Source organism: Haloferula chungangensis (assembly GCF_042664875.1).
Taxonomy (GTDB): Bacteria; Verrucomicrobiota; Verrucomicrobiia; order Verrucomicrobiales; family Akkermansiaceae; genus Haloferula; species Haloferula chungangensis.
The window spans coordinates 1-11,664 of the sequence record NZ_JBHTBS010000023.1 but is presented as its reverse complement, the minus strand read 5'-3'; the positions used below and the strand labels follow the sequence as shown (position 1 = coordinate 11,664).

Annotated in this window: 11 protein-coding genes; 3 read left to right on the top strand and 8 right to left on the bottom strand. The window is 56.6% G+C overall.

Features of this window, described 5'->3' with window-relative positions; genetic code table 11:
* Positions 1-610: 610 nt before the first annotated feature.
* From ACFQY0_RS20660 to ACFQY0_RS20650, 3 genes are all read right to left on the bottom strand, one after another.
* A complete protein-coding gene (locus ACFQY0_RS20660) occupies positions 611-1,150 on the bottom strand; it encodes a hypothetical protein (protein ID WP_379716783.1) in 540 nt (179 codons plus the stop codon).
* Positions 1,151-1,339: 189 nt separating this feature from the next.
* The gene (locus ACFQY0_RS20655; protein WP_379716780.1) at positions 1,340-2,185 is read right to left on the bottom strand and encodes an RHS repeat-associated core domain-containing protein; all 846 of its coding nucleotides are present in this window, start codon (positions 2,183-2,185) and stop codon (positions 1,340-1,342) included.
* A 407-nt stretch (positions 2,186-2,592) separates the two neighbouring features.
* Positions 2,593-3,321 carry a hypothetical protein gene (locus tag ACFQY0_RS20650; protein WP_379716777.1) on the bottom strand — a complete coding sequence of 243 codons (729 nt, stop codon included), beginning with the start codon at positions 3,319-3,321 and terminating at the stop codon, positions 2,593-2,595.
* A 791-nt stretch (positions 3,322-4,112) separates the two neighbouring features.
* Between ACFQY0_RS20650 and relB the strand changes: the two genes are divergently transcribed.
* On the top strand, positions 4,113-4,319 hold the full coding sequence (gene relB / locus ACFQY0_RS20645; RefSeq protein WP_379716774.1) for a type II toxin-antitoxin system RelB family antitoxin: 207 nt from the start codon (positions 4,113-4,115) through the stop codon (positions 4,317-4,319).
* Entirely contained in the window at positions 4,303-4,569 is a 267-nt protein-coding gene (locus ACFQY0_RS20640; RefSeq protein WP_379716771.1) for a type II toxin-antitoxin system RelE family toxin, read from the top strand. The genes relB and ACFQY0_RS20640 overlap by 17 nt, the downstream gene beginning before the upstream one ends.
* Here the strand turns inward: ACFQY0_RS20640 and xerC are convergent.
* From xerC to ACFQY0_RS20625, 3 genes are all read right to left on the bottom strand, one after another.
* Positions 4,560-5,618 (bottom strand): site-specific tyrosine recombinase XerC, encoded by a 1,059-nt coding sequence (xerC, locus tag ACFQY0_RS20635; RefSeq protein WP_379716768.1) that lies wholly within the window; start codon positions 5,616-5,618, stop codon positions 4,560-4,562. The two genes, ACFQY0_RS20640 and xerC, sit on opposite strands and share 10 nt — an antisense overlap.
* Before the next feature lie 211 nt (positions 5,619-5,829).
* A complete protein-coding gene (locus ACFQY0_RS20630) occupies positions 5,830-8,691 on the bottom strand; it encodes a CHC2 zinc finger domain-containing protein (RefSeq protein ID WP_379716765.1) in 2,862 nt (953 codons plus the stop codon).
* Positions 8,692-8,696: 5 nt separating this feature from the next.
* The gene (locus ACFQY0_RS20625) at positions 8,697-9,059 is read right to left on the bottom strand and encodes a hypothetical protein (RefSeq protein ID WP_379716763.1); all 363 of its coding nucleotides are present in this window, start codon (positions 9,057-9,059) and stop codon (positions 8,697-8,699) included.
* 111 nt (positions 9,060-9,170) lie between these two features.
* Between ACFQY0_RS20625 and ACFQY0_RS20620 the strand changes: the two genes are divergently transcribed.
* Positions 9,171-9,563, top strand: coding sequence for a helix-turn-helix domain-containing protein (locus tag ACFQY0_RS20620; protein ID WP_379716761.1), 393 nt, complete (start codon positions 9,171-9,173; stop codon positions 9,561-9,563).
* Between the two features lie 759 nt (positions 9,564-10,322).
* Here the strand turns inward: ACFQY0_RS20620 and ACFQY0_RS20615 are convergent.
* Both ACFQY0_RS20615 and ACFQY0_RS20610 read right to left on the bottom strand, forming a co-directional pair.
* Positions 10,323-10,886, bottom strand: a complete 564-nt coding sequence (locus ACFQY0_RS20615) for a hypothetical protein (protein WP_379716758.1) — start codon at positions 10,884-10,886, stop codon at positions 10,323-10,325.
* A gap of 23 nt (positions 10,887-10,909) precedes the next feature.
* On the bottom strand, positions 10,910-11,664 hold a 755-nt coding region (locus tag ACFQY0_RS20610; RefSeq protein WP_379716755.1), incomplete at its 5' end, for an RHS repeat-associated core domain-containing protein.

The following is an 11,664-nucleotide window of genomic DNA, read 5'->3' as shown; positions in this document are numbered from 1 at the left end:
TCCACTCCACCGCCTCCCGGATCACCGCACACCCCCAAACCACCGCCCGCAGGCGGGCCGGGAAAGCAGGCGCGTCGGGTGACTCTCTAGGTGAAGCGGACATCACCGGCTCGCGCCGCCGCCGGGGAGCCGCCGCGTCGAGCGGAACCTTTTCGACGACCGACCGCTATTCCGCTCGACCCACCGGCCCTCCCGACGGCCAAGAGCACCTATGGGTTTTTCCCATGGCAAAATCCCTCGGATCAACACCACCATTCACGCACCGACCCCTTTCACATTACAGCGGCGCGGAGCCTGAGAGCTACCGAAAACGTCGTAGTAAATGTCAAAAAGTTTTGCCTGACCCCTATTCTGCGCATGACCCCTATTCTGCGCACCCCAAAGAGTGAGGTGGAATCTGTCAAGATTTGCACACTGACCCCATTTGCCCGAGGCCAGCAACTCACGTGATCAGCACGCCAGTGGTGTGATTTGGCGGTGCGGAGCCTGGCTTTGAGGAGCGGAGCATTTCGAGGCGGGGTCCGGAGGCAATTCACTTCTACTAGATTTGTCGTAAGAAAACCTGCCAAATGCAAAATGCAAGGACTGACCCCAGTCACATGACACTTTCTCACCTGACACTTTCTCGGCTAGACCGCACGCTTGGCAACCCCTCCATTACCCTTTTATATTTGGCATCTATAGACCTCAAAACCGATGCAACCATCGGAGAGAAACCATCCTCGAGCCTTCCTTTGAGTCCTGAAAAATCACAGAGATACGATTCTTTTCGATCCCTTCGCCAGAGCCGCCCCCAAACAGTTCCATCTCGGTCAAAAACCACAAAACCTTCAATATTACTTCCAGCAAAAGGAATCAATCCGATCGCATCGGGGCATATCCTTAAAAAGCCTCCGGGATCAAGCAAATCTTCACCAAGCTCCGGCCCTACTCCAACTCTCCTTTCCCAATGGCTAATATAGTTATACGGTGGATCTTCGACGGCCTTGAATAGGGCACCAACGTCAGCACCGTCTATTGTTATTAACATTCTATCAGATTCATTTTTAAATCCTACCGACGAAAGCTTCTCATCTTCGGGAAAACTGGCATTTCTCAACACCTTAATCGATCCGATCTTCTTCTTTCTATCTTCTATTTTCTTATCCAAGATAGAACCACGCTCAACTTGGATGTTTTTTTCTCGCTCGCAAGAAACCACAATCGACGCTACACAGGCCAAGCTAACATAAAAAAGGGCGGCAGCGTTTCCTTTTCTAGACATACTCATCACACTTACTAACAAAAAAATCTGACTTTAGAAGGGGCAACACTTGAAGATTCTTATCTAGCCAAACACTCAGTGAGTATACTGACCGGGGACGGTATCCAAAGCGCTGTTCTGACGAGGACAGAAAATGCTACAAGCGACATCAGCGGCCTCGAGCACGAACTTGGCTGAAATACTTGGCTTTTTCTCCCAAGGGTTGATATTCACATTAAGATCTCTGCCAAACTCAATGGAGTGACGATCTGCCTCGTCTTCTTCTCCAACCTTGCAAACACAAATAACGGTCACCGAAAGGTAATAAGCCTTTTTCTTTTTGCGCAGAACCTTTTCCGCCTGCCGCGTTCTTTTCTCAAGTTCTTTCAAAGCCTCGTTTGCCTGGTGTTCGGTGAAATCTCCGGCATCATCAATAGCTTCGGTCAGCAAGTGCCTGAGAACCTCCGCCGCAGTGCCTCCCCTAGGTGTTTTCCGTCCAGCTTTCTCAGCCATTTTCTCTGCCTGTTCCTCGATTTTATCTCTTGCCTCATTTGCATTCTCCGCCCCTTGCACCATTTCGGTCATGAAATCTGTCAACGCATCAATTCCAGACGTGTCCGGTGTACTTCTCTCAACAATTTCATGGGAAACCAACTCGCATATCTCTGAAAGACCTAGGTAATCCAAATGCCAAATGGGCTCATTACCCACAAACCCGTACAGGTTCACCCCACCAAACTCCTCAATCGGATCTCTAGATGGCCAAAGAGGGATACCCGACGCGGGTTTCCGTGACTCACCGTAGTTTTCCCGATGCGTTTCTAGGGCTGCACGGCGAGTCTCTAAGTTCACCGAAACACTTTCAGCAAAAAATCCCCAGACGCGGTTTTTCGCGGTGGGGTCGCCTTTGCTCGACGCGGGTTCTGACGGGTAGTAGCCCAAAATTCTAGGCGTAGTCTTAGCGGCTTTCGGCGGCTAAAGGAAGAGGCTTTTTCAGGCCTTGCCGGTGTCCCCCCTTGCTCCAGGGGCATCGCCCTGGTCGGCGGCGATGCAGCTCTCGGCTACCCGCGTGAACGCAATGTCAAAAAGTTTTGACTGACCCCAGTCACATCTATGACTGACCCCAGTCACATCTACTAGATTTGCCGTAAGCAACCGGCTAAATGCAAAATGAAAGGACTGACCCCAGACCCGACACGGAAAGTCTGCCAGAAGGGTTTGGATGTTCACACTATACCTACCGTACTTCGGCAGGCTTTCCGTCTTAGATTTTCAACGAAATCGGACTTAATCACGCGCTATTTGGGTCAGTCAGTGTGTAACCCATCTTCCCGGTTCAGACAATTTCTTCACGGATCGACGTCAACCAAGACTGGTTTCCACAATAGATCGTCAAAGTCACCTCCCTTAACAAAAACCATGTTCTGAACCCTTCCCAGATCAATCGCGTACCCGCTTGGATCTGCAACAATTTTTGCAGAGAAGCGATAATAGCCACTCTTTTTAAGACGAAGTATCGCGAAAATTGGCTTCTTCTCGCCATCAAGGAGAATCGCTCCATCTCTGTAACCGACTCCAAAATATGACGACAACCGATCTTTGCCTGATTCCCGAATTTGCTCTCTCAAATTCTCACCCAATATATGATCAATTTTTAAGTCTTTCGTGGTTCGACTCCATCTCTCCACCAAATCAGGAGAAGCACTAATGTCTTGTCTTTCGAATGGATCACTTTCAAAGCCTTGTGGCTCGGGCCTGCAGAATACAACCGACTGCGGAACTGGTAGATCTACGAACTCCATGCCATCCGTTGTCTTGCCCGAAGGATCAGCTTCTATAGAGCTAGTCTGTTTGTCATCAACTTGGGCGTCTCCCTCACTGTCACTACAGCCCAATGCACCCAAAATGGCTGCTATTAGTATTGTCCTTATTGTCCAGGCTGGCTCCAATTTCATCACGGCGAGCACTCGATTTTCTCCATTGAGCCGCATTTCGGATACTTCTGGAATGGGGCGCTGAACGAGGCTGTAACGTCCTGATCGCGGCAGACCACTTGCACTGTGATACTCTTGCAGCAACTAGGAGATTTATTACACGCATTCTTCGCCTCCTCGATCGCATTGTACCATAATTCTTTTAGTTTAGTCCACATATGAGGAGCGGGTCCGATTGTCGGATCTGACCCAGCTTGTCCGCCGAAGGCAACCTCTTCATCGCACTCAAGATCAACACCTGGAATTAAACTACCTGGCCACAACTCATCTAAATATTCATTCATCGACTTTGGATAGCATCCGACGAACCCCATTCTATTTCCACACGGCAATTCAGGGTAGGTCTTCTTTAGTTCATCCCACTTTTTCCGTCGGGGACATTGATTCCGTTTATAAGCTGGTTGGCCGTGCCCTAAAATAATTGCCCATACGCAATCCCTCTTCTCAATCACTGTAGTTCCAGTCAATTCTCCGCCTACGCTGACTACAGCCAAGCCCAAGTAGTCAGTTCGATTAATCGAGTTACTTTCCACGAACCCATACAGGTTCACCCCGCCCCTCTCTTCGATGGGATCCCTGGATGGCCAAAGAGGGATACCCGACGCGGTTTTCTGGGGTCCATCGTAGTTTTCCCGATGCGTTTCTAGGGCGGCACGGCGAGTCTCTAAGCTCTCCGAAACACTTTCAGCAAAAAATCCCCAGACGCGGTTTTTCGCGGTGGGGTCGCTTTTGCTCGGCGCGGGTTCTGACAGGTAGTAGCCCAAAATTCTGGGCGTAGTCTTAGCGACTTTCGGCGGCTAAAGGAAGAGGCTTTTTCATCGCTCTTCCGGGCACTCCGGGCTTGCTATACGCGTATAGCGGAGTAGCGTTCCCGCATGTTGGCCATCCGACTGCAACCCGATCTTGAGGAGCGTCTGGCCCGGCTTGCCCAAAGGACCGGACGGACCAAGACTTTCTATGCCCGCGAGGCCATTGAGCAGCACCTCGAGGACCTTGAAGATTATTACCTCGCCGCCGACGCCTTGAAGGCCCGCGGCCGCACTTATTCGGCGGAGGAAGCGAAGCGTGAGCTGGGGCTATAGGATCGGCCCGAAGGCCATAAAGCAGCTGCGCAAGCTCGGCCACGAACCGGCCCGGCGCATCTTCGCGTTCCTGGACTCGCGCATCTCCGGCTGCGAGGATCCGCGCCAGTTCGGCAAATGCCTCAAGGGCGATCTCGGCGAGTTCTGGCGCTTCCGGGTCGATGACTACCGCATTCTCTGCCAGCTCAAGGACGAGGAGCTTGAGGTGCTGGTGGTCCGCGTCGGACACCGGCGAGACGTTTACGATTGATCCCCACTCCCCTCTTCACGGGGCTTCTTCGGCTTCTCGGCGGGATGGGTGCGGCGGTGCACGTCCTTGAGCTGCTCGATGCTCACTTGGGTGTAAATGGCGGTCGTTTCGAGCTTCTCGTGGCCGAGGAGCTGCTGGATGAAACGGATGTCGGCCCCGCCTTCGAGCATGTGCGTGGCGCAGGTGTGGCGCAATAAATGGCAGCTTCCGGGGCGGTCGATGTCGGCCTTTTTGATGTATTTGGTCACCATGCGGCTGATCACGTCGGGGTTGAAGGCTTCGCCGTAGCTGGTGAGGAAAAGCGCGGGCTCGTTGGTGCGCAGCATCAGGCGCGGGCGGACTTCGTCGAGGTAGCGTTCCAGCCACACGAGGGCGCGGTCGCCGACGGGGACGACGCGGTCCTTGTGGCCTTTGCCTTGGCGGATTTGCAAGGTCTGGCGCTCGCGGTTGAGGTCGTGGAGTTCGAGCTTGGCGAGTTCGCCGCGTCGCAGGCCGGTGCTGTAAAACAGCTCTAACATGGCGCGGTCGCGGATGCCGAGCGGGTCGGCGATGTCGGGCACGGCGATGACGGCTTCGACCTGGTGCAGGCCGAGCGGTTCTTTCGGTAAGCGTTTTTCGGGGCGTGGCATTTCGAGTTCTGAGGCGGGGTTGGCCGTGAGGATGTCTTGTTTCGTGAGCCATGAAAAAAAGTCCCGCAGGGACCCGAGCCGGCTGCGCTGGGTGGAAACGCCGAGCGGCTTGCCGTTCTTCTTTCGCCATCGCCACAGGTGCCGCTGATGGCTTTCGAGGATCGGTTTGGTGATCTCCGAGGGTTGCCGTAGTTCGCGCTCGTGCGCCCACAGTAGGAAGAATTTGAGGGCGTCGCGTCGACCTTCGATGGTGTCGGCCGTGTAGTTGCGAACGGCGAGGGATTCGAGGTAGGCGGCGGCTTCGTGGGCGAGGCTTCCGGGTGGGCCGGTCGGCAGTTCGACGGCGCGGTTTCCGCCGCGTTTGTCCTGATCGCGGTTTCGCAGGTGCTTGCCGCGTTGGTGGCCTTTCTTGCGGTTCATGGGTCGCTTCGCTCAGTGCCGAGTGAAAAGTAAAATGTGAAAAGTGCGGTTACGTTACGACGAGGGCTTTTTGCGGTCCTGATGTGCGATTTCGGCGAAGCGGCGAAGTTCCGGGAAAAGCCTTGTGCCAGCGGGCTTGCAGCTTCGCGGGGCGGGTCCGGCGAAGGGGCGCGAAGTGACCGGTTTCCCCCGCGAAGTGCTTGGCGTAGCTTCATTTTGTGGCGGGTTTTCGTGACTGCTTGCGGCGAAGCTTGGCGACGTCGATCAGGCCGACATGCCAGCTTCCTTCGGGTTCGTCGGCGTCGGTGATGAGGTCGTATTTGCACGCGCTGCCCTGACGGCCGCCGCGCCGGTGGACGTATTCCATCGCTTCGAGCCGTTCGAGGTGGAGCCGTGTCTGGGTCTCGCTCCAGCCGGTAAACTCGCGCAGCTCACGGCGGCTAAAGATGGAAAGACGTTGCTCGACCTGCTCGGCTTTCATCTTGGCGCGGACGAGTGTCTTGATGCTTTCGAGCAGGCGGCGCGTCTGTGGCGGCAGTTCGTCGAGCGAGCGGCCTAACACCTCGGGGGCGATGCGGTTGGCGGCTTCGATGTCGTCGAGTGTGACGGGCAGCATGGTGACTTCCCGGCCGTTCACTTCGTGCGTGATCGCTTCGCGCTGGTGCTGGTGGAGTAACGCGATGGTGTCGATGAGCGTCAGGTATTTCTCGTGGTCGCGGCGGGTCCGGGTGCGTCCGCTGGTAAAGGTCAGTTCACGGGCGAAGGGATTGGCGATGCGCATCGGCTCAAGCAGGCGCTGGGCGTTCTGCATCACGCGCACGATGTCTTTCCTTCGTTCGTTGGAGAGGATGCCTTCGATGGTTCGGGCCTCGCGCTGGAGCTTGTGGATGCGTTCGGTCTGGTCGCGGGATTCATCGACGGTCAGCACGAGACAGCGGTTCATGAGTTCCTCGTCGATGTCGATCGAGGTCGTCGTGAAGACGATCGCGACGGGGCCTTCGACGTGGTATTCCTGCGTTTCCATGCGTCCGCTGTGCGGGTCCTTGCCGGTGCTGGCAATCGTCAGTTCGCCCTCGCTTTGCAGCAGTTTGAGCGCGTAGGAGGCTTTCTCGGCGCCCTCTTCTTCGACGATGGCGAGGATCTTGTGTTTCAGGTTCGACTCGCCGAGGTAGTAGAGGCTTTGCCCGGTCATCGCGGAGTATTTCACTTGTTCCTCGTCGGGGAAAAACGCGAGCACGGCATCCATGAGCGTGCTCTTGCCCGCCGCGCTAGTGCTTTGGATGATCACGGCGAGAGGTTTGTTGAGCTTGCGCGACGCGCACGCGAGATACGCAGCTAACAGGTTGGTTTCCTCGCCGACGATGCCGGCTTCGTCGTAGGCCTTCACGATGCGCTTGAGTAGGTTCGGCGAGCGTAGCAGTTCGAGCGCTTCGACTTCGTCCTCGCTGGATAGCTCGATGCTTTCGGCTTCTTCACGCGGGGCGTTGAGGCGCGATTCCTGGAGGACTTCGAGGGCAAGCAAGAGCTTGCCGAGGTCACGTTTGATGAGGTCCTTTTCGAGCGTGGTTTCCTCGGCGGCGCGGTCGATGAATTTCCGGCGCTCGCCGTCGCGGTAGAGGTCGAGTGAATCGACATGCATCAGGCCTTCGCAGGTCATCCGCAGCGTGATTTTGAGCACTTCGAGCGAGTTGTTTTTCTCGAGTCCGCCGATCCGATAGACTCGCGAGCCGAAAACCGCTTCGTGATAATCCCCGACCTTCACCAGTTCGAACGCGGGTGCTTTGCTTGGGCCATCTTCCTTTTTAGCAGCCGATTCATCCGGACAAGCAGCTAAAGATTTAGCAGCTAAAGAAAGAGGCTGTACCACGTGTTGCGTGTCTTCTGAGGGTGCCGAGACCTCCGGCTTTTGAGGCTCGATGGCATGGCCGTTGACGACGGTTTTCCCGATCCACGCGGCGCTTCTCACGGCGTGGCGCAAGGCTTCCGGACCTTGTTCCAAGGCATACTGATTCACGTCCATTCCCCACGGCAGTTTCACCGTGTGGCACTCGATGCCGACCGCCTGCAGTCGCTTCGAGGCCTCGGCTTCCGCAGCTTGGCCAGCCTCGTCGGCATCGAAAGCGAGCCGCACCGATTCCACCTTTGCCGCCCGGATTGCTTCGAAGAGTTCGGCGGTGAAGTTCGCCGTGCCAAAGGTGCAGGTCGCCGCTTCCATGACCGCCAGTCCGGCTTCGGACCCGTGGCGGATGAAGGTCAGGGCATCGAGGATGCTTTCGGTCAGGATGATTTCACGATGTTTGAGTGCGTCGGCGTTGAAGATGCCGCCGAGCGGTCGGGCCAGGTAAAGATGCCGCTGGTTCTTCGGTGTCGCCGCGCCGATGCGTCTTCCATAGAGCTGCACGATGTCGCCTTTGACGTTGCGCACCGGCACCACGAGGCAGCCGTTCAAGTGCTCGCGTCCGGTCTTGCGATACACGCCGAGCACTTCGAGCCGTTCGCGGATCTCCGCGCCCTGCTTGCGGTTCTTGCTGGGGATCCGTAGGCCGAGTGTGCGGTCGGACAGCCCGATGCCGAATCGTTTCCACAGCGCCGGGTCATCGAGGCCGCGTCCGGCAAGGTATCCGCGGGCCGCTTCGCCCTCGTTGCCTGAAAAACGGGAGGCGTAGTAGTTCGCGACCTGCTCAAGGAGCTTCGCATCCCCCGCCGAGTCTTCCAACGGACACGGCAGGCGCGGCACGCTCGCCTTGCTCCTGGGGCCGTCCGGCGCGTGCTCGAACGCGGCCTTGCCGCCGTTGGCCAGCAGCTCGAAGGCATGGCGAAAACTCAGTCCATCGAAGCGCTCGACGAACTGGATCGCGTTGCCCGTCGCCCCGCAGCCGCTCGCCATGCAGCGAAAGAGGCCTTTGCCCGGCGTCACGATCAGATTCGGTGTCTTGCTGTCCTGGTGAAACGGGCAAAGCCCGGTCCAGTTCGTGCCCTGCTGGCGCAGACTCACGCCGCGCGACTGGATCAGCGCCACGAGGTCGGTCTCGCTCTTGATGCGGTCGATTTCAGAGTCGGGGATTCTCGCCATGGTCTTTACCAGTTGGAGGATTGCTCGAAGCCGGCCAGCTCGATCATCTCGCAGCTTCGAGGATCGTCCTCGGCCAGCGCGAAGCGCAGGCCGTCGGTTTCCAGCAGCACCGCGCAAAGCCGCTTCGCCAGATCCGGAGAACGCAAAAGAAGCGCTTCGAGCACTTCTTCCGAGCAAAGGCAGCGAAGCTGTGGGCACCACGCATGCTGACCCGCCTCGCGGATCACCGCTCGACCGAGCGTCGCCATTTCCTTGCTCATCCCGCGCTCGATCGCCTCGCGTTCCCAAAGATCCCACTCCCAGCACGGCGGCTCGTAGTCGATTTCGAGGTCGGTCGGCGGCTCAGGATTCGGGTCGGTCGGATTCATGGCTTCAAAAAAGGCGTCAAGTCGGCATTCGGGTTTTTAATTCGCGTCTTGCGATACTCCCTTTTGGAGTATTGATTGCCTCGCGCACCGTCAACTCCAAAAAGAAGTATTATGATCCGGCCATACTCCAAAAACGACATCGACCCGATGAAAGACGAAGACTTCTTCCGTGAGCTTGGCGAACGCATCGCATCCCTTCGGCAACAGACCGGCCTGACCCAGGCGGAACTGGCCGAGCGCCTCGGCATCCGCCAGCAGGTTGTTGCGACCTATGAAAACGCGACCCGCCGTCTGCCGTCCTCGATGACCCTGCCGCTTTGCGAAATCTTCGGCGTGACACTCGATCAGCTCTTCGGCGTCAGCCAGTCTAAGGCGAAGCCCGGACGCGCACCGAAACTACAGCGGGTTTTCGATGAAGTTTCCGAGCTGCCCAAATCCCAACAGCAGCGCATCCTCGGCACCGTCGAGGACATGCTCATTGCTCAACGGGCCAAGGCATCCTGACATCACCGCCCAAGCCGTGGGCGACCCCATATCATCGCTCCGCACCGCTGAAATCATCCCACTGGCGGCCCGGCACGGGGCTGCTCGCCATCGCTGACATGTGACGTGCGCGGGGTAATGCGCAGCGCCCTCCATCCGTCACGGTCCCTGCCGCAAGCGGTCCCCTCCGTGCCGCCCCACACCTCCGCATTACCGCGCAGTCACAAGTCACCTTCGGCAAAAAGGCAGGCAGCCCCGCGCCCGGCCGCAATCCTTGCCTTCGCCTCACGGCTCGGGGAAACCCGCCACGCAGGCCGCCGGTGAATTCCGGGAGACGGTCCCCGCCTGCCCACGGTTGCGTTCCACTCCACCGCCTCCCGGATCACCGCACACCCCCAAACCACCGCCCGCAGGCGGGCCGGGAAAGAAGGCGCATCGGGTGACTCTCTAGGTGAAGCGGACATCACCGGCTCGCGCCGCCGCCGGGGAGCCGCCGCGTCCGAGCGGAACCTTTTCGACGACCGACCGCTATTCCGCTCGACCCACCGGCCCTCCCGACGGCCAAGAGCTCCTATGGGTTTTGCCCATGGCAAAACCCCTCGGATCAACACCACGATTCACGCACCCACCCCTTTCACATTGTCCGTCGCTCCTCGATCTCCCTATTCCCTATCCAGTTCTTCAGGGGGACGCTCCAGCGGAGCATTTCGAGCCGGGCTCCGGCGGCTGTTCGCTCCTACTGGAATTGCAGTAGTCAACGCCGCATTTCACGGACCGAGCCTATTCAGATCGGAGCTCCTCCCAAAACTCCTCAGCCAGACCACATAATTTGTTCACTTGTGGATATTTGTCGTCTGCATTCCCGCGGTGTGCCCTAAACAAGGTTTCGCCGCTCTTCAAAATCTTTGCATACATCACAACTCTACCATCTTCCATCGCCTCACCTGTGAACCTCTGATTAAAGGCCCAAGTTTCCTCCTTGTGCAGCTCGGCAATGATTGCCTTCGCGACCGTTGAATCGTGACGTTTTTCGAACTGAGCCTCAGTCACCGCGCCAAATCTTACGTTTTTATATAGCCCATCCCGCCAAAACATGTCGTTCTTCCCATCTTTATATTGAATCACGACCAAGTCCTCTAATGAAAAGCCACTCGATATTATTACGCGAAAAGCATGATCCACCGTCTCTCCATTGCTCACGTTGCTAGCAATCTGGCTCAACGTGAACAAAACCCCACCTCGTTTAAGCGAGCCCATGCCGCTTCCGATTAGTTCATCTGCTAAACAGGATGAAATAGGTGACAACAAAACCACGGCATAAACCAGCGCTCTCCCCGTTTTCATAAGAACTTAAATAACAATACAAATCAAAACCCTGGACCGTGCGCGGAACCTGGAAGAGGAGGAAACTCCTCGCCACTTCCAGGTCGAGGATCGTCAGGATTGTTGTGACGATCATCATGCGATTGATCAGTCACCCGATTATCGTTCGGGAACAAGCGCATGAATTCATTGTACAATTCCGTCTCCCACTGCTTCATTGAGTCCTTACAAGAAGATGAACCCTTGAAAGGCCCACCCTTCTTTGATTCAACTTTTGCAATGATTGCATCAACGCTTCCGACTTTCTCCACCACATGTTGTTGTTCGTGACCATAAATTCCAGAGAGTGACGCCCCCCCAGCTTTAGGCTGATTCAAATCCAGCGTGATGACCGCCGTAAAGGTGATGTTGCACTTGATGTAGTAGCATTTCTTCCCTTCTTCATTTTCTTCCTCCTCACAACTGCAATCGAACGTTTTTTGGGGATAACGGGTGCCAGAATCTCGTCCTGAGCCATGAACAAAGTTTGGCCGAATTCCGGCTGGGTCAGGCAGCTCTGGATCACTTTCGACTTCAACGTTTTCCAACCCAAGACGATCAACCCAACCCACTCCGTTATTCCCCACGAACCCATACAGGTTCACCCCGCCCCGTTCCCCGATCGGATCCCTAGATGGCCAAAGAGGGATACCCGACGCGGTTTTCTGGGGTCCATCGTAGTTTTCCCGATGCGTTTCTAGGGCGGCACGGCGAGTCTCTAAGCTCTCCGAAACACTTTCAGCAAAAAATCCCCAGACGC

Bases quoted from the DNA above. Each gene is read 5' to 3' on its own strand.
- ACFQY0_RS20630 (WP_379716765.1), bottom strand. From the start codon at position 8,691: ATGGCGAGAATCCCCGACTCTGAAATCGACCGCATCAAGAGCGAGACC.
- ACFQY0_RS20620 (WP_379716761.1), top strand. From the start codon at position 9,171: ATGATCCGGCCATACTCCAAAAACGACATCGACCCGATGAAAGACGAA.
- ACFQY0_RS20615 (WP_379716758.1), bottom strand. From the start codon at position 10,886: ATGAAAACGGGGAGAGCGCTGGTTTATGCCGTGGTTTTGTTGTCACCT.
- xerC (WP_379716768.1), bottom strand. From the start codon at position 5,618: ATGAACCGCAAGAAAGGCCACCAACGCGGCAAGCACCTGCGAAACCGC.
- ACFQY0_RS20625 (WP_379716763.1), bottom strand. From the start codon at position 9,059: ATGAATCCGACCGACCCGAATCCTGAGCCGCCGACCGACCTCGAAATC.
- relB (WP_379716774.1), top strand. From the start codon at position 4,113: ATGTTGGCCATCCGACTGCAACCCGATCTTGAGGAGCGTCTGGCCCGG.